Below are 21,250 nucleotides of genomic sequence, written 5' to 3'. Positions count from 1 at the left end.
GTTGCCGGTCGGTCCCCGACGCGGTGGACTCGCCCCATGGGTGAGATCAAGGTGGGCACCGCCTCGTGGACCGACCGGACCCTGCTTGACTCCGGCTGGTACCCACAGACCGCGGACACCCCGGAGAAGCGACTGGCGTACTACGCCCGGCAGTTCCCGCTGGTCGAGGTGGACGCCACCTACTACTCGCCGCCCGCCGAGCGCACAGCGCAGCTGTGGGTCGACCGCACCCCGCCCGGCTTCACCTTCAACATCAAGGCGTTCAGCCTGCTCACCGGGCACCCGACCCGGGTCGCGGCGCTCTACAAGGACCTCCGCCCGGACACCGAGAAGAAGAACCTCTACCCGGACAACCTGCCGCCGCAGGCGTACGAGGAGGTGTGGACCCGGTTCCTGTCCGCGCTCGACCCGCTGGTCGCGGCGGACCGGCTCGGCGTGGTGCTGTTCCAGTTCCCGCCCTGGTTCACCATCAAGCGGGACAACAAGCAGTACCTCCTCGAGGTGGCAAAGCGGTGCGCCCCGCTACGACCGGCCGTGGAGTTCCGGCACGCCTCCTGGTTCGACGGTGACAACCGGGAGGAGACCCTCGGCTTCCTGCGCAAGCACCAGCTTCCGTACGTCTGCGTCGACATGCCGCAGGGGCACCGGTCGTCCATACCGCCGGTGCTGGCCGCCACCGCGGACCTCGCGGTGGTCCGCTTCCACGGCCACAGCGAGCGGTGGACCAGCAAGGACATCCACGAGAAGTTCGGCTACGACTACTCCGACCGGGAGCTGCGCGACTGGGCGCCCCGGCTGCGCGAGCTGGCCGGCGAGGCCGCGCGGACCCACGTGCTCATGAACAACTGCTACCGGGACTACGCCCAGCGCAACGGCCAGCGGTTGCAGGCCCTGCTCGGCCTCGACTGACGGCCCAGATTTCACCCGACCGGGGTGAGGCCGGCTCACCCTCTCCCCGGACAGTCTGGGCGGTGTGTGCGGTCCGTACGCGGCCGCGAGGCCGACAGGAGGTGGGCCATGACGGTGCGGGTGGTATCGGATCGACGCCGTGGCGGGGTGCTGCACGTGGTCGGGAAGTCCGCCGGCCCCCGGCGCGGCGAGCGGCCCGGTCGGTTCAGTCCGACCCGGCAGTGGCGGGGGCCCAGCGGGCCGCCGCGACGCACCGACGACCGACGGTGGGAAACCGACCTACGGGGGTGGGCAGATGGCTGAGCAGCTGAGTACCGCGATTGAGTCCTCCATCCAGAAGACCAACCTGATCCTCAAGGACATCGAGCAGGCCTACGGCTGGCCGAAGTCGCAACGCAACCAGTCCTACTGCGCGCTGCGTACCGTGCTGCACCTGCTGCGCGACCGGATGCCGGTGCAGGAGAGCGTGGAGTTCGCGGCGCAGTTGCCGGTGCTGGTACGGGGGATCTACTTCGACGGCTGGCAGCCGATGGACGTGCCGGTGAAGCTGAACCGGGACGACTTCCTGTTCGAGGTGCGGCAACAATTCCCGTACGACGTCGAGGGCGGCACCGAGCGCGTGGTCCAGGTGGTGCTCGACGCACTGAGCCGGCACATCACCCCGGGCCAGTGGGAGGACGTGAAGGACAACATGCCCAAGGACCTGGTGCAGAACTTTCCCTGACCGACGGCCCCGACCGGCCCGCCCCACCACCGGTGGAGCGGGCCGTTCGCGTCAGCCCGCGAGGTCGCTCCGCGCCGGCACGCGGCTCACCGGCCGGCCGGCCCGCCCAACCAGACCGGCGAAGGCCACCGCGTCGACGATCGCCGCACCGCCAGGGTCGTTGTTGAAGTAGACGTACGCCGGTTCCGCGGCGTCGAACGTCCCGGCCAACCGGCGTACCCAGGAGGCGAGCGCGTCCCGGCCGTAACGCGGCCAGGGCCGGGCCCGCCCCTCGTGCAGCCGCAGGTAGCCGAAGTCGGCGGTGCGCCACAGCGGAGTCACCGGGCGACCGAGCCGGTCCGCCCAGACCAGCGCGGCGCGGCGGCGCTCCAGCGCCTGTCGCGTGTCGTGCGTCCACCAGGAGGGGTGCCGCACCTCCACCGCCACCCGCACCTCGGCCGGGAAGAGGCGCAGCGTGGCGTCCAGCGCCTCCGGGTCGGCCCGCAGGTTCGGTGGGAGCTGCACCAGCACCGGTCCGAGCCGGTCACCCAGCCCGGTGGCCCGGCCGAGGAAGCGGGCCACCGGTTCGGCCGGCTCCCGCAGCCGCCTGATGTGGGTGAGGTAGCGGCTCATCTTCACCGACACACAGAAGTCGTCCGGCGTCCGGTCCCGCCAGGCGACGAAGGTGTCCCGCTCGGGCAGCCGGTAGAAGGCGTTGTTGACCTCCACGGTGGCGAACCGCGCCGCGAAGTGCTCCAGCCACAGCCGCTGCGGCAGCTTCGCCGGGTAGAAGCGTTCCCGCCAGTCCCGGTACTGCCAACCGGAGGTGCCGACCAGGATCATCGCCGCGGCCTAGGCGAGGTCGAGGCGGAAGACCTCGAAGGCGGCGCCGTATCGGACGCCCAGGCGGGTGCCGGCCGGGCGGGCCAACCCCTCGAGGAACTCCTCCGCGTCGAAGCCACCGTCGTCCAGTCCGCTCAGGTAGGCCCCGTGTGCCCGCAGCGAGGCCACGCCCCGGTCGAAGGTGGCCGTCACGTCCACCCCGTGCCGCGCCCGCGGCGAGGCCGCCGCCCACACCTCGCGTACGCGGGCCCACGGCTCGACGCCGTCCACCAGCTGCTCCGGGAAGATCCACCGGTTGCCGGCGTCCCGGACCCCGTCCAGCACCGCCCGGCCGCAGGCGATGTGGTCGGCCTGGTTCAGCGCGTACGCCCCGTCCCAGGTCTCCCGGAAGTTGTTGGTGATCACGATGTCGGGGCGGTGCCGGCGGACCACCGCGGCGATCTCCCGACGCAGCGGGACGCCATATTCCAGCAGCCCGTCCGGCAGGCCCAGGAACTCCACCGTCTCCACCCCGACCACCGCCGCCGACGCGCGCTGCTCCTCTTCCCGGAGCACCCGGGCGCGGTCCGGGGGCATCCCGTCGATGCCGGCCTCGCCGCTGGTGAGCAGGCAGTAGCCGACCTGCTTGCCCTGCCCGGTCCAGCGGGCCACCGCGGCCGCCGCGCCGAACTCCAGGTCGTCGGGGTGGGCCACCACGGCGAGCGCCCGCTGCCAGTCCTCGGCCAGCGGCGTCAACGGCTCCGGCTGTGCCACGGCCACCTCCTCTTCGGCATTCCCTCCGCCATCCTGGCACCGACCGGGCCGGCCCGCCGTCCGCGCGTGGGCCTCCGGGCCCGGGTGACGCCCGGCGGGGCCCGGCGAACCGTCCGTGTCGCCGGGCCCCGGCGTCTACGGTGTGGTTAGAGGAGATCGCGCGTGGGGTACCACCCGCTCCACGACGAACCCCCCGAACGACGGCGGGGCGGCACACCCGAGGGAGCACCCATGGCACTCAACGACGACGACATGCAGACCACCGGTGGCGGCGGGGCCGAGGGCCCGGCCGACGGTGGCGCGACCCCGGGCCAGCGGGACGGTGGCGCGGACGGCGGTGCGGACCGCGGCGCGGAGCGCGGGGCCGACCGCGGCGCCGACCAGGGCGCCGAGGGTCCGGCCGACGGTGGGGCGACCCCGGGCAAGCAGGACGGCGGCGCGGACGGCGGCGCGGAGGGTCCAGCCGACGGTGGCGCGACCCCCGGCCAGCGCGACGGTGGCGCCGACGGCAGCGCCTGACCGATCGCCATGACGCACCTCGACGCGTCCGACAGATCCAGCTCGGCGCGTCTGACACCGCGCCACGACCTGGAACCGTCGCCGGGCGGCGACGGCCGCCCGGCGGTTCCGCCTTCCGCCGCCGAGTCCCTCGCCCGATGCATCACGGTCGAGCTGGCCAAGTTCGCCGCCGACCACTGGGGACGCAGCCCGCTGCTGTCCCGGGCCGCCGAGCTGCCCAACCCGCGCGGCTTCACCGACCTGTTCAGCCCGGCCGACGCCGACGAACTGCTCAGCCGGCGCGGCCTGCGTACCCCGTTCCTGCGGATCGCCAAGGACGGCGAGCTGGTGCCGGCGGCGCGCTACACCGGCGGCGGCGGCGCGGGCGCCGAGATCGGCGACCAGGTCCTCGACGAGCAGGTCCTCCAGCTGTACGCCGACGGCGCGACCCTGGTCCTTCAGGGCCTGCACCGGACCTGGCCGGCGCTGGGCGACTTCACCCGCGAGCTGGGCACCGCGCTGGCCCAGCCGGTGCAGGTGAACGCCTACCTGACCCCCGCCGGCAGTCAGGGCTTCGCCACCCACTACGACACGCACGACGTCTTCGTGCTGCAGGTCGACGGCCGCAAGCACTGGCGGATCCACCCGCCCGTGCTGCCCGACCCGCTCGAGCGGCAGCCCTGGGGCGGGCGGGCCGACGAGGTGGCCGCGACCGCCGAGGGACCGGCCGCCCTGGACGTGGTGCTGGCCCCCGGCGACGCGCTCTACCTGCCCCGGGGCTGGTTGCACAGCGCCCAGGCGCAGGAGCGCAGCTCGCTGCACCTGACCGTGGGCATCCGGGCGCTGACCCGGTACGCCCTGGTCGAGGAGCTGCTGGCGCTCGCCGCCGACGATCCCCGGCTGCGCGCCGGGCTGCCCTTCGGCGTCGACGTGGCCGACCCGGACGCGCTGGAGCCCGAGCTGACCGAGACCGTGGAGGCGCTGCGCGACTGGCTGCTGCGGGCCGACCCGGCCGCGGTGGCCGACCGGCTGCGGGCCCGGGCCTGGCCGGCCGCCCGCCCGGCGCCGATCCGGCCCCTGGCCCAGGCCGCCGCGCTGACCGCGTTGGACCCGGACAGCCGCGTCGCGGTCCGGGATGGCCTGCGCTGGCGGCTCGACCCGAGCGGGGACGGCCGGATCGCGCTGCGCCTGTTCGACCGCGCCATCACCCTGCCCGGTAGCTGCGAGCCGGCGCTGCGCGCCCTGCTCACCGGCGAGGTCACCCGGGTCGGCGACCTGCCCGGCCTCGACGACGCCGACCGCCTCGTCCTGACCCGCCGCCTCCTCAAGGAAGCCGTCCTGACCCCCGCCTAACCCGACCGGTCTTCGGGCGCCTCGCCCGGGTTGCGCGTTGATCATGAGGTTAGCGGCGCGACACGCCGTCCCGCTGGCCGCCAACCTCATGATCGTCGAGGCGATGCCCGGCCATGCCTGCCTGGGGTCAGCGGGGGGCGAGGGCGAGCAGGAGGATGGTGGTGACCAGGCCGGTGGCGGCCACCAGGGTGATGGCACGCGGGGTCAGCACGGCGTGCCGGCGGTCGGCCAGCAGCCGGGCCGGGGCCAGCCCCACCAGCGGCCCCAGCAGCGTGACCACCAGTGCCAGCACCGGCAGGCCGACCGCCAGATCCCCGCGGGAGCCGTCGCCCAGCGCCCGCGCGCCCATCCCCAGCGCGTACGCGACCAGCGCGCCGCCGACCCCGCAGCCCACCAGCAGCGGGTTGGCCGAGCCGGGCAGCTCGCCCGGCTGACGGGTCCGGTCCAGCACCTCGCGTACCCCGTGCAGCAGCGGCACCGGATCGCCGGTCGCGTCCCGGGCGGGCCCGGGCAGCTCGCCCAGTCGCCGCCCGCCGCTGCCGATCCGGGCGCGCAGCTGCCCCCACAGGTGGGCGGCCTCGGCGTCGACCCGCTCCACCAGCTCCCGCGCCTGCGCCACCTCCGCCTCGGCCCGGCGGACCTGCTCGGTGGCCTCCGCCACCGCCCGGTCGGCGGTGGCGCACTGCTGCGCATACCAGGTGTGCGCCTCGGCGCGCTGGGCGGCCACCCGGGCGGTCAGCTCGGCGAGCCGACGGATCTGGGCGGCGTACGTCTCACTGGCGACCGGTTCGTTCATCGGGGTGGACCATAAGGGATGATCACCTGGCCGGTGCGATGCGCCGCCCGGTCGAAGTAGAGCCCTCGCCACGGGCGCGGGTACCAGTCCGGCCCGCCGGTGCCCGGGTAGAGCGAAGAGCCCAGCTCCGCGCCCTGCACGTCGAGCGCCACCCAGGCCCCAATCTGGTCGGTACGCGCCGCCGGCCCGCCCAGGTCGGCCCGCATCCGGGCCACCCCGCGCCACCAGGCCAGCACGTGCGTACGCCGTTCCGGGCCGTCGTGCAGGATCCGGCGCAGCTGCTCCAGCCCGGTCCGCCGGCCAGCCTTGCCGGCGAGCTGTCCGGCGGCGGCGTCGACCGCGTAGAGCAGCAGATAGTGCGGGCTGTTCGGGGTGCCGGGGGCGCCGAGCGAGTCGCCCACCTCGGCCATCAGCTCGGGGACGGTCTCCTCGTCGTACCAGGCGGCGTCGTCGGCGAGGTCCTCGTAGAGGGCGCGGGCGGCCGGGTCGGCGTCCGGGTCGAGGCAGGCGATGGAGAATCGGGCCGTGCCGGGGCGGTGCTGCCGGGCCAGCGAGCGGGCGGCGGCGTCCAGCACCGCGCACGCCTCGTCCACCCGGGTGCCGAGCACGGCCAGGTTGCGCCCGGGCGCTCGGGGCAGCCGCAGCGCCGCCGAGCGGGCCTGCACGTCGATGATCTCCCCGAGCAGCGCGACCGGGCTGCGCGGCACCCCCTGCTCCGGGGCGGTCAGCGCCCGGAAGTCCGGCGCCTCGGCCAGCTTCGGGATCGCGTCGCCGTCGAAGAGCCGGGCCGGGGAGGCGTCCTGCGGGCGCATCCGCCACAGCCGGTGCTGCAGTTCGCTCCACGTCTCCCAGTCGCCGGCCGACGGGATACGGGCCACCTGGTTCCCCTCGGCCAGCCCCGACTCGGCGTTCACCACCGCGTGGTGCCGGGGCAGCGACTGCGCCGCGTCGTTGCGCTCGGCCAGGATGCGCAGCGCCTTCGGCAGCGCGATCCGCAGGGTGAACTGGGCGACCAGGGCGGGTCGCCCCCACAGCGCCTCGATGCCCCGGACGTCCTGCGAGGCGAGCACCAGGTGGATGCCCTGCGACCGCCCGCGCCGGGCCAGGTCCTCCAGCAGGTCGGCGGCTTCCCGCGCGACCACGTCGCGGCCGGCCAGCAGCGCCTGGAACTCGTCCACCACGGCGACGATCCGGGGCCAGTGCCCGGTCGGGTCGACGGCGCGCAGCTCGGCCAGCTTGGTGACCTCGTGTTTCTTCGCCGCGTCCGCCCGGCGGCGCAGCTCCTCGGCGAGGAAGCGCAGCAGCGCCAGGCCGAACTCCCGGTCGGTGTTCACGTTGATCCCGACCAGCCGCATGTGCGGCAGCCAGCTCGGGTCCCGCCGGCCCTGGGCGAACCGCGCGAAGGACACCCCCTCCTTGAAGTCGAGCAGATAGAACTCCAGCTCGGCGGGGGAGTAGCGGGCGGCGAGCGCGCCGATCCAGGCGAAGATCAGGTTGGTCTTCCCGGTGCCGGAGGGGCCGCCGATCAGCGCGTGCGGCGGGTAGTCGCCGAGGGTGAGCTGCACCGGCCGACCGTGCGGGCCCTCGCCGATCGGCGCGGTCAGGCCGTGCGCCGAGTCCGCCCGCCAGTAGTCCTCGGGCGGGGGCAGCAGGTCGGTGAAGGGCGCCGGCGGCGGCCCGGCGTTGACCCGGGAGGCCGTCTCCCGGCACGTCTCGGTGACCAGCCCGGGCGGGGGCGGGGGGTCGAGCGTCACCGACAGCCCGCCGATCCGGGCCTCGTCCGGCTCCACCACGACCCGGGTGACCGTGGGGTCGTCGGGCAGCTCGATGCCGCGGACCACCAGGTGCACCCCGCAGGCCGCTCCGGTCCGCACCACCCGGTCGAGCTGGCCGCGCTCGTGCCGGGACAGCTCGTCGCCGCCGAGCAGCACCGCCACCCGCCACGGCTCCGGCCGGCGGCCGGTGGTCGCGGCCAGCTCGCGCAGCGACGCGTACTCCCCGGCCAGCACGGTCTCGTTGATCCGGCGGATCTGCTCCACCAGGTCGTCCAGCAGCCGGCCCAGCCCGCCGGGGCCGACGAAGGTGAGCAGGCCGGCGGTGCCGAGTGGGGCGAACCCGGCGAGCCCGCCGCCCAGGTGCTCCGGGTCGTACCCGACGAGCCGGACGCTGCCCGGGTCGGCGCGGCCCAGCGAGCGCAGCAGCAGGGCTGGCACCACCGCGGCGGTGCCCTCCCGGTCGCTGCCGGCGAGGTGTACGTGACCGGCGTCCAGCAGCGGCACCAGCGCCGGCAGCGGCTCCGTGCCGGGGATGCGCACCGCGCCGACGCGTACCGCTCCGGGGATCTCCGCGCGGCCGGTGGGGGTGGGTCGCCACCGGTCCCACGCCGCGGACGCCGCGCCCGGCGCCTCCCGTTCGGCCGCGGCGGCGGCCCGCCGGGCCAGCTCGGCGATCCGCGCGGTGTGCCGGGCGTCTATCTCGGCGAGCCGGCGGTCGCGGGCGGCGCCCACCCGCTCCGGTACGTCCGCCGCGGCGCGCCGCATGCGGACCAGCCGGTCCCGGCGGGCGGCCAGGTCGGCGTCGGCGGCGGCCAGCCGGTGCCGGGTGGCCCCGAGTGCCTCGGAGAGCAGCCCCCGGACCCGCGACACCACCTGGGCGCGGACGTCAGCCATGCGTACCCCGTCCGGGTTCCCGCTCGTCGGCGTCGTTGGGCAGGTCGCGGCCGAGCCGGTCCAGCAGCACCCCGGTGACCACCCCGGCGGTGACCGCCGAATCCGCGGCGTGCGGTTGGTCCTGCTCGCCGGATCGGCGGGGCGGGGGCATCCGGCAGACCCGGGTCAGCAGGGTGTCCAGCACCGGCGGCGGCAGCCCGGGCAGCAGGTCGCGGACCCGCCCGTCCAGCTCCCGGCGCAGCCGGGCCAGGTCGTCGGCGCGGGGCGGGTGGCCGAGCAGCTCCCCGGCCAGGTCGCGCAGCAGTGGCGGGGCGATCGCGGCCAGCCCCAGCCCGACGTCGGCGTGTGCCCGGCGCAGCTCCGCGTGCAGCCGGGCCCGGTCGCCGGAGCGGACCCCGGTCACCACCCGGCGCAGCAGCTCGCGGGAGTCGCCGACCCGTGCGTCCGGTTCGTCCGAGGCGCCTTCCCCGCCGCCAGTCAGCTCCGCCACCCGCAGCGACCACCAGCGCCGCATCGCCGGCTGCTCGCCCTGCTCGGCCGCTGCGTCCGGGGCCGCCGGCGGCGCCTCACCCCGGGGCGCGTCGTGCTTCGGCCGGCGCTGCTCGCCGGTCGGGGCGGGCGCGCCGTCGGCGGCCAGCCCGATCGCGGCCAGGTACGTGGACAGCTGCTCCTGGGCCACCCGCAGCGCATACCCGGCGGTCTCGGCGTGCTCGGTCGCGGCGGACAGCTCCGGCACCCCCAGCGGGTTCGCCGATTCCTGCCGCACCCAGCGCAGCCGCTCGGTGGCCTGGCCGAACTTCGCCAGCGCCACGGCGAGCTGGGCCAGCGGCAGGTCCTCGGCGGCGGCACGCACCTGCCCGCCGACGTCTTCGATGATGGACACGTCCCGCCCCTAGAGGGTGGCGACGTAGAGCTGCGCCTGCTCGACCGCGACGAGGGTGGCGGCGAGGCACTCCTCCAGCTCCTGGCTGGCCTGGGTCAGTGACGCCTGGGCCGCCTCCACTGTCTCGTGGCCGCTGCCCTCCAGGGCGCCGGCCAGGGTCTGCTGCGCCTCGGCCAGCTTCTCGCCGGCCGCCTGCACGGCTGTCTGCCCGTCACCTATCTGCTGGAGGGCGACATCGATGGCTGCCTTCAGCTCGGCGACGCTCGCCACGGGGGACCTCCTGGGGGCAAGGGAGATCTCCATTACAACCCATCCCGCCGGCTGGGCGAACATCCGCCCTCGCGGTGTTCCTGCCCGGCTGTCCGATCAATCCCCTGACGTGCGCGGAAGCCTTTTCGCCCGGACGGCCCCGGTCCCGCCGGCGAACCGACTGGTCCCGTGCACGAGTCACCCCGCCGGGCGTACCCCGGTCATCGCACGGGCCCGCGGCGCTGGACGTCCCGAGGTAGCCAGCGTGGCCCGTGCACCTCGGCGCCCAGCGCACCCACCCGGGCCCGCAGCTCCCGGTCGGCGGTGACCACAACCCGGCGTCGGTCCGGCGCCGCGGCGACCAGCTCGACCATGGTGTCGTCGCCGGACCCGGGTGCGGCGACCACGGCCACCCCAGGCGCGGCCGGCACGTCCCGCGCCGCGCCCTCCACCACCAGCACCACGTCCACCGGTGGCGGCAGCTCCGGTGGTACGCCCCGGTCGGCCAGCGGCGCGAGCGCGTCGCGCAGCCGCGCCGCCGCCCCGGCCCGGTCCCGCCACCAGCCGTCCGGCCGCGAGCCCACCACGTTCGCGCCGTCCACGATCAGCAGCGCCCTGTCCGCCATGCCCCCAGCCTGCCATCCGCAGGCGTTTGTCGCGCCGACCGCCGGGTAGCCACCGCCGACCGTGCCGCGCCAGTCGCCCGGCGGGGCGCGCCGCGTCTGAGGAGCGGAGGACAGAGATGATGGGACCCGGTGACTTCGGCTCCGACCCGTGGGACGAGTTCCTGGCCCGGTACTTCGGTCGCGGCGAGGGGGGACGCCGGCCGGCGCACCGGGTCGACATCACCCGGCTAATGACCGCCGACGCGCGGGAAATGCTGGCCGACGCGGCCCGGCGCGCGGCGCAGAAGCACAGCAACGACCTGGACACCGACCATCTGCTCTGGGCGGCGCTGCAGCGGGAGCCGCTGCGCGATCTGGTACGCCGCGCCGGCGCCGACCCGGACGCCCTGGTCAACGCACTCGGCGGGCGCGGTGACGGGGCGCCGCGCGGCGAGGTGCCGCCGAACCTGTCGCTCACCCCGGCGGCCAAGCGGGCGTTGCTCGACGCCCACCAGCTCTCCCGGGCGATGGGTGCCAACTACATCGGCCCCGAACACATCCTGATGGCCCTGCCGTTGAACCCGGAGTCCCCGGCCGGCCGGATGCTGGCCGCGGGCCGGATCCAGCCGGAGTCGCTCCAGGCGGCCAGCGCGGAACGGGGCGGCACCCCCCGCCCGGACCGCGGCACCCCCACCCTCGACCAGTACGGGCAGGACCTCACCGAGCTGGCCCGCAACGACCAGATCGACCCGGTCATCGGCCGGGCCGACGAGATCGAGCAGGCCGTCGAGATCCTCTCCCGGCGAACCAAGAACAACCCGGTGCTGATCGGCGAGGCCGGCGTCGGCAAGACCGCGATCGTGGAGGGGCTGGCCGAGCGGATCTGCGACGGCGACGTGCCGCAGACCCTGATCGGCAAGCGGGTCATCCAGCTCGACCTCGCCGGCCTGGTGGCCGGCACCCGTTACCGAGGCGACTTCGAGGAACGGCTGAAGAAGGTGATCGACGAGATCCGGGCCCACAAGGACGAGTTGATCATCTTCCTGGACGAGATCCACACCCTGGTCGGCGCGGGTGGCGCCGGCAGCGAGGGCGGCATGGACGCCTCGAACATGCTCAAGCCCGCCCTCGCCCGCGGCGAGCTGCGGGTGATCGGCGCGACCACGCTGGACGAGTTCCGGCGCAGCATCGAGAAGGACGCCGCGCTGGCCCGCCGGTTCCAGCCGGTCTTCGTGCCCGAGCCGAGCGTCGAGGACACCGTCACCATCCTGCGCGGTCTGCGCGACCGCTACGAGGCGCACCACCAGGTCCGCTTCACCGACGAGGCGCTGGTCGCCGCCGCCGAGCTCTCCGACCGCTACATCACCGACCGCTACCTGCCGGACAAGGCGATCGACCTGATCGACCAGGCCGGCGCGCGGGTGCGGCTGCGTACCCGCACCCCCGCCGAGGACGTGCGCGAGCTGGAGCGGCAGCTCGACGAGGTGCGCCGCAACAAGGAGCAGGCGGTCGCCGACGAGCAGTACGAGCGCGCCTCCGACCTGCGCGACCGGGTGTCCGAACTGGAGGACCAGGTCCGCCGCGCGCGCGGGGAGGGCGAGAGCCCGAACGTGCCGACGGTCGGGCCGACCGAGATCGCCGAGGTGGTCTCCCGAGCCACCGGCATCCCGATCAACCAGCTCACCGAGGAGGAACGCGACCGGCTGCTGCGGCTCGAGGGGTACCTGCACGAGAAGGTCGTCGGGCAGGACGACGCGGTCAGCGCGGTGGCCGAGGCGGTGCGCCGCTCGCGTACCGGGCTGGCGGATCCGGACCGGCCGATGGGCAGCTTCCTCTTCCTCGGCCCGACCGGCGTCGGCAAGACCGAACTCGCCCGGGCCCTGGCCGAGGCGCTCTTCGGCGAGGCGGACCGGATGGTCCGGGTGGACATGAGCGAGTTCCAGGAGCGGCACACGGTCAGCCGCCTGGTCGGCGCCCCGCCCGGCTACGTCGGCTACGAGGAGGCCGGCCAGCTCACCGAGGCGGTGCGCCGCCGCCCGTACGCGGTGGTGCTGCTCGACGAGATCGAGAAGGCGCACCCGGACGTGTTCAACATCCTGCTCCAGGTGCTCGACGACGGCCGGCTGACCGACAGCCAGGGCCGCACGGTGAACTTCAAGAACACCGTCCTGATCATGACCAGCAACCTCGGGTCGGAGATGATCACCGGCACCCAGCGCACGGTCGGCTTCGGCGTCGGCGAGCCCGGCCGGGAGCAGGAGGCCAGCGAGCTGCGGGAGCGGCTGATGCGCCGGCTGCAGGAGAACTTCCGACCCGAGTTCCTCAACCGGATCGACGAGGTGATCATCTTCCAACGGCTGGAGGCCGAGCAGCTGCGGCAGATCACCGAGCTGATGCTGGAGGAGACCAAGCGCCGGCTGCACGCCCAGGACATCCAGGTCGAGTTCACCCCGGCCGGCATCGACTGGCTGGCCGAGCACGGCTACCAGCCGGAGTTCGGGGCCCGCCCGCTGCGCCGGGTGATCCAGCGGGAGGTAGACAACCGGCTCTCCCGGATGCTGCTGGAGCACCAGGTCTCGCCCGGCCAGAAGGCCATCGTCGACGCGCGGGACGGGCAGCTGTCCATCGAGATCGGCAGCGGGGACCGCGACTACGTCGCCGCCAGCACCTCGCACCCACGATGAACCGGAAACGGGACGACATGACCGAGCCGGAGGAAAGCCGGGAGGAAACCGAGCGGCGCGAACCGATCGTGAGCCCGCCGACGGCGAACCCGTCGCGGGTCAAGGTGCCGCCGGAGGGTGTGAAGAAGCAGACCGACGAGGGCGACCGGACGCCGTCCGGGCCGCCACCGGAAGAGGAGGCGTGATGGTACGCGAACAGCGCGTGGATCCCGAGGTCGACGTGCTCTGGGACGACTTCCACGCCCTGGTGAACGTCCCCTCCGAGCAGTTGCGCCAGTGGCTGCTGACCCGGGGCTCGGGGGAGGAGTCGTTCGGCCCCGCCCCGAACATGGACCTGCCCGAGCCGGGCCGGCACATCCTGCGGGTGCTGAGCAAGCGCAAGGTGGATCTCACCCGGGAGGACATCGAGGTGATGCAGGAGGCGGTCGACCGCATCCAGGACCTCATCGACGCCCGGCCGAGCGGCGGCAACGTCGACAACGAGTGGCGGTACTCGCTGCTCGACCTCGGGCACGACGTCCTGGTCGAACGCTGACCGGACCGGCCGACGGCACCCGGGGGAGTCCCGGGTGCCGTGCCGTGCGTTAGTCGGACGTTTCCATGCTGGGTAGCTCCAGGCCGGCCATGTCGGCGGCGGCCTGCCGCTCCGCGCGGGCCCGTTCCTCCCGGCTGAGCAGGTTGGCGTACTCGGTGATGTCCGCCGGTTCGGGCACCTCCGGCAACCGGCGCAGGAACGCCTCCAGGTCGGTGGAGGCGGCGGTGTGCGCGGCGGCCGCCTGGCGCAGCAGCTCCCGCTGGTCGGCGGCGGGGTACAGATCAGTCATGTCGCCCTGATACCCGCGCTCAGGCGGTTCGCACCCCGCCGGCCGCCGCCACCTGCGCGCCGAAGTCGGGACGACCCAGCAACCAGGCCAGGTAGTCCGGGTGCGGGGCCAGCGCGTCGGTGTACGCCGCCACGGCCGTCTCGAGCACCGTCTCGGCGACGCGGGCGGTCGGCGCGTCCGGGTGCCAGCCCAGCAGCAGCCGCCAGCGCAGCGGCGTACCAGCCAGCCGGCGGGTCACCAGGCCGGCGACGGGCCGGAAGGTGGCCTGGCAGAGGCCCACCGCCTCGCCGGCGTCGACCAGGTCCAGGCAGCCGCGCACGTCCGCCTCGTACAGCTTGCGGGGGGTGAAGCCGGCTCGGGCGCAGGCGGCGGCGAAGCAGTCGCCGAAGCAGCCCTCCCCGGGCGCCGCGACCCACTGCTCGTGCCGCAGGTCGACCAGGCGCACCTCGTCCCGGCCGGCCATCCGGTGGGTCTGCGGCAGCAGCACGAAGATCGGGTCGACGGCGACCTCCCGCCAGCTCAGCCCGAACTCCGCGGACGGGGCGGCATCCCCGCACACCCCGGTCAGCGCGAAGTCGAGCCGGCCGCCGGCGACCAGTTGGGCCAGTTCGTCCACCGACCAGGACGCGTACGTGCTGATCTGCACGTCGGGCCGCTCGGCGGCGAGCCGGTGCACCAGCCGGCCGAGGATCGGGCTGTTCACCCCGCCGAACCGGTACCGGGTCAGCGGGTCGGCCGACCCGGCCAGCCGGGCCGCCTCGTCCTGCAGGCCCTTCATCGCCGGCAGCAGCATCCGGGCCCGGTCCAGCACCAGTTCGCCCAGTGCGGTGGGGCGGGCGCCGCGGCGGTCCCGGTCGAACAGCGGACCGCCGAGGGCCCGCTCGATGCGCTGGAGCTGGGCGGTCAGCGCCGGCTGGGCCAGGCCGAGCATCGAGGCGGCCTTGGTGACGCTTCCCGTCTCCGCGATCGCGCAGACCACCCGCAGATGTCGCAGCTCCAGATTCATACGGTGACGGTAGGACCACGAACGGGGATGCGGAAGGGCCCGTCCGCCATCGGTGTACGCCGATCAGTCGGCCGTCCGTCGACGCGGCGGCCGGCGTCGGCTCAGCGCTTCCCCGGCCGCTTTAGATCGGACAGCTGGGTACGCCGGCCGGTCACCGCGTCGCGGACCTTGTCCACCACCCCCACCGCAGGCTCGACGAGCTTGTTCCACGGCGGGGTGGCCGGGGTGCCCGGGTGCGGCCGGGTCGGCGCCGCCTCCTCGGCGATCTCCCACCGGTTGCCCAGCCGGATCAGCTCGGCGTCGGTGGCCACCTCGCGCAGCGGCGCCACCAGCGCGGCGACCCGGTCGACGTGCCGGCGTACCCGGTCGGCCACCTCGGCCAGCGCCGGGTCGTCCGGCCCGGACAGTTCCCGCAGGGCGGTGAGCAGCCCGGCGTCCGCCTCGATCTCCCGGTCCACCAGTTCGGCGCCGGCCGGCACCGCGGCCCGGGCGGCGGGGAAGAGGTACTGCTCCTCGGCGGACAGGTGCCGGGACACCACAGCGGTGAGCACGTCGAGCACCTCGCGCCGACGCTCGGCCGGCAGGTCCGGGTCGGTGACCTGCCCGGCCAGGCCGAGCAGCGCGGCGTGCTCCCGAGCCACGAGGTCGATCAGGTTCCGGCCACCCGGCCGGTACACGTCGTCCGCGGCTGGCGGCAGCGGCGGCAGGGGGACGGTCATGATGCCCTCCTCGACTGATGGCCGGCGGGGGATCGGCGGCGCCGCCGGCCCGGGTCAGCGGTGCGGGAACGCCACCGGCGGTACCCGTACCCGCGATCCGTGAAACCGCCCGCCGGGCGGGGCGGACCGGGCGTCGGGACCGGCTGGTATGAAGAAGCGATGACGAGCGACCCCGCCTCCGCCCGACCCGACCCCTCCGACGAGGTCGTGGACCTCTGCCGCGACCTGCTGCGCATCGACACCACCAACACCGGCGACAACGACACCAGCGTCGGGGAACGCCGCGCCGCGGAGTACGTCGCCGAGAAGCTCGCCGAGGTCGGCGTCGACGCGGAGCTCCACGAGTCCGCGCCGGGCCGGGCCAACCTGGTCGCCCGGATTGCCGGCACCGACCCGGGCCGGGACGCGCTGCTGGTGCACGGCCACCTCGACGTGGTGCCCGCCGACCCCGACGAGTGGTCGGTGCATCCGTTCTCCGGCGAGCTCCGCGACGGCTACCTGTGGGGCCGCGGCGCGATCGACATGAAGGACTTCGACGCCATGGTGCTCGCCGTGGTCCGCGGCTGGCAGCGCGCCGGGGTGCGCCCGTCGCGGGACATCGTGCTCGCCTTCACCGCCGACGAGGAGGCCGGCAGCGACTACGGCGCCCACTTCCTCGCCCAGCGGCACCGCCACCTCTTCGACGGCTGCACGGAGGCGATCGGCGAGGTCGGCGGCTTCTCCTACTCGGTCGACGAGCAGCGCCGGCTCTACCTCATCGAGACCGCCGAGAAGGGCATCGACTGGCTGCGCCTGCACGTCAAGGGCCGCCCCGGCCACGGCTCGATGGTGCACGACGACAACGCGGTCACCGCGCTCGCCGAGGCGGTCGCCCGGGTCGGCCGGCACCGCTTCCCTGTGGTCGTCACCGACACCGTGCGGGCGTTCCTCGAAGAGGTCTCCGACGTGCTCGGCATCGAGATCGACCCGGAGGACCCGGAGACCGCGATCGCCAAGCTCGGCCCGATCGCCAACCTCATCGGCGCCACCATCCGCAACACGGCCAACCCGACCCGGCTGGCCGCCGGCTACAAGGACAACGTCATCCCCGGCCGGGCCACCGCCACCATCGACTGCCGCAGCCTGCCCGGCCAGTCGGAGCTGCTGGAGCGGCAGCTGCGCGAGCTGATCGGCCCGGACATCGCCATCGAGTACATCCAGCGCCAGCCGGCCCTGGAGACCACCTTCGACGGCGACCTGGTCGACGCCATGTCCGCCGCGCTGCGCGCCGAGGACCCGGGCGCCCGCCCGGTGCCGTACATGCTCTCCGGGGGCACCGACGCCAAGGCGTTCTCGCAGCTCGGCATCCGCTGCTTCGGCTTCGCGCCGCTGCGGCTGCCCGCCGACCTCAATTTCTCCGGGCTGTTCCATGGCATCGACGAGCGGGTTCCGGTGGACGGGCTACAGTTCGGCGTGCGGGTTCTCGACCGGTTTCTCCGCAGCTGCTAGCCGTGTCCGTCACGTCACCGTCGGCGCGGAATCTCCCCCCATCCGAAGGGACTGCCACACATGACCGACCAGCACGGTGAGCTGGACGCCGCCCTGGAGCGGGTGATCGACGCGGCGCGTGCCCACCTGGCCGCCGTCCGCGCCGCCCACGGCCGGATCGACGACGACAACGTCTGGCAGGCGTACGTCGCCTTGAACAATGCCTCGTTCGCCTACGACGAGCAGTTGCTCGACGCGTTCGGCGAGGTGACCCCGTGGGACGTGGAGTCGATCGACCCGAACGAGGCCGACGAGCGCTTCGGCGGCGTCGAGGGGGTCGAGGCCACCGACCCGCACCCGCGCGTCATCTCGGTCCGGCAGCGCCGGGACTACCGGGTGCCGAGCGTGTCCGCCCTGATCCGGGCGGCCGAGGCGGCCCGCCGCGAGGGCACCCCCGAGGAGGACGAGCCGGCCCCGGTCGAGGGGGTCGGCGAGGCCGTGCTGGAGCTGCTGCAGAGCGGTGACGGCTCGCTCAGCGCGCTGGACGTCCCCGAGCTGGAGCCGCTCGACGGCCTGGTCATGGTCAGCGAGGTCAGCAGCCCGGTCGACCTGGAGTCGTTCGACGACGACGACGCGCTCGGCCCGTTCCAGCCGGCCGCCGACGACCGTCTCGTGGGCCGCCTCGACGAGCACCCGTTCCTCGAGCTCGACGAGGAACACGACCACGCCCACTAGGCCACGCCGCCCCGGGGCCCGGCCGTCCGGTCCGGGCCCCGGGGGCGTACCGCGTCGGCCCGATCCGGCCGTCCTCAGTACGACAGGCCCGGCTGCGGCTGGTTGACCCGGCGGCGGCGCAGCATCACCTGCCGCGTCCCGTCCCGGTACAGCCGCACCCGGGCCAGCTCCCATCCGGAGAACTCCGCCTGGATCGCCAGCTGCGCCGCGGCGGTCAACCGGTCGACATTCGCAGGTAACCGCAGCGGCGCGTATTCGTAGTCCATGCCCTCTATGCTGCCCAGCCCGGTGGTACACCGCCACCCCCGGACGGTGACCCGGATCGCCGTCCATCCGTCCGGTTATCCGCGCGACGGGCCTCAGCCGTCCCGTTCCGGGTAGCCCACCGGCACCGCCGAGACGTCGTCGAGCGCGGTGACGATCTCCTCCGGCAGGGTCATCCGCTCCACCTGCAGCGCGCCGAGGAGCTGCCCCACGGTGCGGGCGCCGAGGATCGGCGCGGTGACCCCCGGCCGGTCCCGGATCCAGGCCAGCGCCACCTCCAGCGGCGACACGCCCAGCCCCCCGGCCGCGGTGGCGACCGCCTCCACGATGCTGGAGCAGCGCGGCTCCAGGTAGGTGGCGACGAAGCGCTCGAAGTGCGGCGACGCGGCCCGGGAGTCGGCCGGACGGCCGTGCCGGTACTTGCCCGTGAGCACCCCGCGGCCCAGCGGCGACCAGGGCAGCACGCCCAGCCCCAGCGCCGCGCAGGCGGGCAGCACCTCGCGTTCCACGCCCCGCTCCAGCAGCGAGTACTCCACCTGCGCGGCGACCACCGGGGCGCGCCCCGGCCAGGCGGCCTGCCAGGCGGCGGCCCGGGCGGTCTGCCAGCCGGAGAAGTTCGACACCCCCACGTACCGGGCCTTGCCGCTGGACATGGCATGGTCCAGGGCGGCGAGGGTCTCCTCCAGCGGGGTGTCCGGGTCGTATCCGTGCACCTGCCACAGGTCGACGTGGTCGGTGCCGAGCCGGCGCAGCGACGCCTCCAGGGTCCGCAGCAGGTGCCCGCGGGAGTTGTCCCGCCGGCGGCCGCTGCCCGGCCGCAGCCCCGCCTTGGTGGCGATGAGCAGCTCGTCCCGGGCGACCAGGCCACCGAGCAGCGAGCCGATCACCGACTCGGCGTCGCCGTCGGCGTACACGTCGGCGGTGTCCACGAGGTTGCCGCCCGCGTCGAGGTAGCTCTTCAGCTGGGCGGCCGCGTCGTCGGCGTCGGTGTCCCGTCCCCAGGTCATGGTGCCGAGCGCGAGCCGCGAAACCGCCAGCCCGCTTCGGCCGAGCGGTCGCTGTTGCATGGGTGAACCTTATTTCGAACCTCGCGTCACGGATATCCTCGCCCGGAGTCAAGTTCCTGCTCCACCCAGCCCGGCGAGCTGTGACGCGGTCGGGGGTGAGCCGGTGACCGGCTCGGTCACCGGCATTGCGTAACCTGATGCGACCTGTGGTGCGGACGGTGGGAGGACCAGTGCGACTCGGGCTCAGCCTCGGATACCAGACGGCGTGGAGCACGCCGGCCGATCATCTGGCCCTGGCTCAGGAGGCCGACCGGCTCGGCTACTCGGTGGTGTGGGCGGCGGAGGCCTACGGCTCCGACTCGCCGAGCATGCTGGCGTGGATCGCCGGCCAGACCGAGCGGATCGACGTGGGCAGCGCGGTGATGCAGATCCCCGCCCGTACCCCGGCGATGACCGCGATGACCGCCGCCACCATCGACACGCTCTCCGGCGGCCGGTTCCGGCTCGGCCTGGGCGTCTCCGGCCCGCAGGTCTCCGAGGGCTGGCACGGCGTCCGCTTCGCCAAGCCCCTGGCCCGCACCCGGGAGTACGTGGACATCGTCAAGCTGGCGATCGCCCGCAAGGAGGTCGCATACGACGGCGAGCACTACACGCTGCCGCTGCCGGACGGCCCGGGCAAGGCACTCCGGTTGGGTTTCCACCCACCCCGCGAGCACATACCGATCTACCTGGCCGCCGTCGGCCCGAAGAACCTGGAGCTGGCCGGCGAGATCGCGGACGGCTGGCTCGCCATCTTCTACGCGCCCGAGTTCGCCGAGGAGCAGCTCGCCGCGGTCCGTGCCGGCCGGGCCAGGATCGGCGAGGAGCTGACCGGCTTCGATGTGGTGCCGTCCGTCCCGGTGGTGGTCGGCGACGACGTCGCCTCCTGCGCCGAGCTGGTCCGCTGGTACGCCGCCCTCTACGTCGGCGGCATGGGCAGCCGGGAGCAGAACTTCTACAACCAGCTCGCCATCCGGATGGGCTACGGCGACGCGGCCCGCGAGGTGCAGGACCTCTACCTCGCCAAGCGGCAGCGCGACGCGGCCGCCGCGGTGCCGACCGAGTTCATCGACCGCACCTCGCTGCTCGGTCCGAAGGAGCGCATCGCCGAGCGGATGCAGGAGTACGCGGAGGCCGGCGTCACCACCCTGTCGGTGACCCTCTTCGTCGCTGACCGGGAGAGTGGCGTGCAGACCCTGCGCACCGTCGCCGAGGCTCTCGAGCTGTCCGGAGTCGGCGAGTGACCTGGGTCGAGGCCATCGTCCTGGGCATCGTCCAGGGGCTCACGGAATTCCTGCCCGTCTCGTCCTCCGGGCACCTGCGGATCACCTCCGCGATCTTCTTCGGCCGGGACGCCGGCGCGTCGTTCACCGCGGTGACCCAGTTGGGCACCGAGGCGGCGGTGCTCATCTACTTCTTCAAGGACATCTGGCGCATCGTCCGTACCTGGGTGGTCGGCATCTGGGACCGCTCGGTCCGGTCCAGCCTTGACTACCGGATGGGCTGGTACGTCATCGTCGGCACCATCCCGATCGGCGTCTTCGGCCTGCTGTTCAAGGACGCGATCCGCGACACGGCCCGGAACCTGTACCTGATCTCCTTCACGCTGATCTTCTTCGCGCTGGTGCTGGCCTTCGCCGAGTACTGGGGGCGGCAGACCCGCACGCTGGAGAACTTCAGGATGCGCGATGGCATCGTCATGGGCTTCGCCCAGGCGATGGCGCTCATCCCAGGAGTTTCCCGGTCCGGCGGCACGCTCACCTTCGGCCTGCTGCTCAACCTCACCCGGGAGACGGCGGCCCGGTACTCGTTCCTCCTCGCCATCCCCGCCGTGGTGCTGTCCGGCGTGTTCAGCCTCGGCGACGTCTTCGAGCCCGCCGAACCGGGCACCGCGGCACCCAGCGTGGCCCAGATGGTGGTCGCCACGGTGATCGCCTTCGCCATCGGCTACGCGGCCATCGCCTGGCTGCTGCGCTACGTCGCCCACCACACCCTGTACCTCTTCGTGCTGTACCGGGTGGCGCTCGGCACCCTCGTTCTGTGCCTGCTCCTCACCGGGACGATCCAGGCCACGTAGCCCCTCGTCCTGGTGCCTCGGGCTCTTGGTTTGGCTCTCGCTTGTCGGGGGCTGGGGGCGAGGGTGACCGGCTTCGGGGTTCCGCTTGTGGGCTGGGGCGATCGTGCCCGGCTTCGTGGTTCCGCTGGTGGGCTGGGGGCGACCGTGCCCGGCTCCGGGCGGTCAGG

The 21,250-nt window shown here is 74.1% G+C and carries 23 protein-coding genes; 11 read left to right on the top strand and 12 right to left on the bottom strand.

From position 1 onward, the window contains the following. Positions 1 to 36: 36 nt before the first annotated feature. Together A6A27_RS30850 and A6A27_RS30840 are read left to right on the top strand one after the other, a co-directional pair. Positions 37 to 909, top strand: a complete 873-nt coding sequence (locus A6A27_RS30850) for a DUF72 domain-containing protein (protein ID WP_073838164.1) — start codon at positions 37 to 39, stop codon at positions 907 to 909. A 295-nt stretch (positions 910 to 1,204) separates the two neighbouring features. Next, positions 1,205 to 1,633, top strand: coding sequence for a DUF2267 domain-containing protein (locus tag A6A27_RS30840; protein WP_073838162.1), 429 nt, complete (start codon positions 1,205 to 1,207; stop codon positions 1,631 to 1,633). Positions 1,634 to 1,684: 51 nt separating this feature from the next. Here the strand turns inward: A6A27_RS30840 and A6A27_RS30835 are convergent, their stop codons facing one another. Beyond that, positions 1,685 to 2,455, bottom strand: a complete 771-nt coding sequence (locus A6A27_RS30835; protein WP_073838161.1) for a DUF72 domain-containing protein — start codon at positions 2,453 to 2,455, stop codon at positions 1,685 to 1,687. 9 nt (positions 2,456 to 2,464) lie between these two features. Next, positions 2,465 to 3,208 carry a PIG-L deacetylase family protein gene (locus A6A27_RS30830; RefSeq protein ID WP_073838187.1) on the bottom strand — a complete coding sequence of 248 codons (744 nt, stop codon included), beginning with the start codon at positions 3,206 to 3,208 and terminating at the stop codon, positions 2,465 to 2,467. A gap of 231 nt (positions 3,209 to 3,439) precedes the next feature. Here A6A27_RS30830 and A6A27_RS30825 point away from each other — a divergent pair, with 231 nt between their 5' ends. Together A6A27_RS30825 and A6A27_RS30820 are read left to right on the top strand one after the other, a co-directional pair. After that, on the top strand, positions 3,440 to 3,727 hold the full coding sequence (locus tag A6A27_RS30825; RefSeq protein WP_073838160.1) for a hypothetical protein: 288 nt from the start codon (positions 3,440 to 3,442) through the stop codon (positions 3,725 to 3,727). Positions 3,728 to 3,736: 9 nt separating this feature from the next. After that, the gene (locus tag A6A27_RS30820) at positions 3,737 to 5,059 is read left to right on the top strand and encodes a JmjC domain-containing protein (protein WP_083673002.1); all 1,323 of its coding nucleotides are present in this window, start codon (positions 3,737 to 3,739) and stop codon (positions 5,057 to 5,059) included. A gap of 127 nt (positions 5,060 to 5,186) precedes the next feature. On the opposite strand, the gene A6A27_RS30815 is transcribed toward A6A27_RS30820, so the two are convergent. The 5 genes from A6A27_RS30815 to A6A27_RS30795 all read right to left on the bottom strand — a co-directional run bounded on the left by A6A27_RS30815 (position 5,187) and on the right by A6A27_RS30795 (position 10,282). Beyond that, positions 5,187 to 5,855: a hypothetical protein gene (locus A6A27_RS30815; RefSeq protein ID WP_073838159.1), complete on the bottom strand. Its 669-nt coding sequence runs from the start codon at positions 5,853 to 5,855 to the stop codon at positions 5,187 to 5,189. Then, positions 5,852 to 8,524 carry an FtsK/SpoIIIE domain-containing protein gene (locus A6A27_RS30810; RefSeq protein WP_073838158.1) on the bottom strand — a complete coding sequence of 891 codons (2,673 nt, stop codon included), beginning with the start codon at positions 8,522 to 8,524 and terminating at the stop codon, positions 5,852 to 5,854. The genes A6A27_RS30815 and A6A27_RS30810 overlap by 4 nt, the downstream gene beginning before the upstream one ends. Then, a complete protein-coding gene (locus tag A6A27_RS30805; RefSeq protein ID WP_073838157.1) occupies positions 8,517 to 9,407 on the bottom strand; it encodes a hypothetical protein in 891 nt (296 codons plus the stop codon). The genes A6A27_RS30810 and A6A27_RS30805 overlap by 8 nt, the downstream gene beginning before the upstream one ends. 9 nt (positions 9,408 to 9,416) lie before the next feature. Next, complete coding sequence (locus A6A27_RS30800) at positions 9,417 to 9,677, bottom strand: hypothetical protein (RefSeq protein WP_030504016.1); 261 nt, start codon at positions 9,675 to 9,677, stop codon at positions 9,417 to 9,419. Between the two features lie 200 nt (positions 9,678 to 9,877). After that, complete coding sequence (locus A6A27_RS30795; RefSeq protein WP_073838156.1) at positions 9,878 to 10,282, bottom strand: hypothetical protein; 405 nt, start codon at positions 10,280 to 10,282, stop codon at positions 9,878 to 9,880. 116 nt (positions 10,283 to 10,398) lie between these two features. Here A6A27_RS30795 and A6A27_RS30790 point away from each other — a divergent pair, with 116 nt between their 5' ends. From A6A27_RS30790 to A6A27_RS30785, 3 genes are read left to right on the top strand one after another with little or no spacing between them, the layout of a single operon-like run. Continuing rightward, positions 10,399 to 12,945, top strand: coding sequence for an ATP-dependent Clp protease ATP-binding subunit (locus A6A27_RS30790; protein WP_073838155.1), 2,547 nt, complete (start codon positions 10,399 to 10,401; stop codon positions 12,943 to 12,945). Between the two features lie 17 nt (positions 12,946 to 12,962). After that, complete coding sequence (locus A6A27_RS44560; RefSeq protein WP_158074094.1) at positions 12,963 to 13,130, top strand: hypothetical protein; 168 nt, start codon at positions 12,963 to 12,965, stop codon at positions 13,128 to 13,130. Next, entirely contained in the window at positions 13,130 to 13,480 is a 351-nt protein-coding gene (locus tag A6A27_RS30785; protein ID WP_073838154.1) for a DUF3140 domain-containing protein, read from the top strand. Before A6A27_RS44560 ends, A6A27_RS30785 begins: the two co-directional genes overlap by 1 nt. A gap of 49 nt (positions 13,481 to 13,529) precedes the next feature. On the opposite strand, the gene A6A27_RS30780 is transcribed toward A6A27_RS30785, so the two are convergent. The 3 genes from A6A27_RS30780 to A6A27_RS30770 form a co-directional block, all read right to left on the bottom strand. Continuing rightward, on the bottom strand, positions 13,530 to 13,769 hold the full coding sequence (locus tag A6A27_RS30780; RefSeq protein WP_073838153.1) for a hypothetical protein: 240 nt from the start codon (positions 13,767 to 13,769) through the stop codon (positions 13,530 to 13,532). 19 nt (positions 13,770 to 13,788) lie between these two features. Then, on the bottom strand, positions 13,789 to 14,775 hold the full coding sequence (locus A6A27_RS30775) for a LysR family transcriptional regulator (RefSeq protein WP_073838152.1): 987 nt from the start codon (positions 14,773 to 14,775) through the stop codon (positions 13,789 to 13,791). A 101-nt stretch (positions 14,776 to 14,876) separates the two neighbouring features. After that, positions 14,877 to 15,494: a hemerythrin domain-containing protein gene (locus A6A27_RS30770; RefSeq protein ID WP_073838151.1), complete on the bottom strand. Its 618-nt coding sequence runs from the start codon at positions 15,492 to 15,494 to the stop codon at positions 14,877 to 14,879. Positions 15,495 to 15,653: 159 nt separating this feature from the next. On the opposite strand from A6A27_RS30770, the gene A6A27_RS30765 reads away from it, so the two are divergent. Together A6A27_RS30765 and A6A27_RS30760 are read left to right on the top strand one after the other, a co-directional pair. Then, on the top strand, positions 15,654 to 16,982 hold the full coding sequence (locus A6A27_RS30765) for a M20/M25/M40 family metallo-hydrolase (protein WP_073838150.1): 1,329 nt from the start codon (positions 15,654 to 15,656) through the stop codon (positions 16,980 to 16,982). Between the two features lie 60 nt (positions 16,983 to 17,042). Next, positions 17,043 to 17,696 carry a hypothetical protein gene (locus A6A27_RS30760; protein ID WP_073838149.1) on the top strand — a complete coding sequence of 218 codons (654 nt, stop codon included), beginning with the start codon at positions 17,043 to 17,045 and terminating at the stop codon, positions 17,694 to 17,696. Positions 17,697 to 17,770: 74 nt separating this feature from the next. On the opposite strand, the gene A6A27_RS30755 is transcribed toward A6A27_RS30760, so the two are convergent. After that, positions 17,771 to 17,962 (bottom strand): DUF5703 family protein, encoded by a 192-nt coding sequence (locus A6A27_RS30755; protein ID WP_073838148.1) that lies wholly within the window; start codon positions 17,960 to 17,962, stop codon positions 17,771 to 17,773. 93 nt (positions 17,963 to 18,055) lie between these two features. Then, complete coding sequence (locus tag A6A27_RS30750) at positions 18,056 to 19,027, bottom strand: aldo/keto reductase (RefSeq protein WP_073838147.1); 972 nt, start codon at positions 19,025 to 19,027, stop codon at positions 18,056 to 18,058. 170 nt (positions 19,028 to 19,197) lie between these two features. Between A6A27_RS30750 and A6A27_RS30745 the strand changes: the two genes are divergently transcribed. Further along, positions 19,198 to 20,250 (top strand): LLM class F420-dependent oxidoreductase, encoded by a 1,053-nt coding sequence (locus A6A27_RS30745; protein WP_073838146.1) that lies wholly within the window; start codon positions 19,198 to 19,200, stop codon positions 20,248 to 20,250. Then, positions 20,247 to 21,083, top strand: coding sequence for an undecaprenyl-diphosphate phosphatase (locus tag A6A27_RS30740; RefSeq protein WP_073838145.1), 837 nt, complete (start codon positions 20,247 to 20,249; stop codon positions 21,081 to 21,083). Before A6A27_RS30745 ends, A6A27_RS30740 begins: the two co-directional genes overlap by 4 nt. Positions 21,084 to 21,250 lie beyond the last annotated feature (167 nt).

Source organism: Micromonospora sp. CB01531 (genome assembly GCF_001905095.1).
GTDB lineage: Bacteria > Actinomycetota > Actinomycetes > Mycobacteriales > Micromonosporaceae > Micromonospora.
Note: the sequence above shows the minus strand (reverse complement) of the source record. Positions and strands in the feature narration are given on the sequence as shown.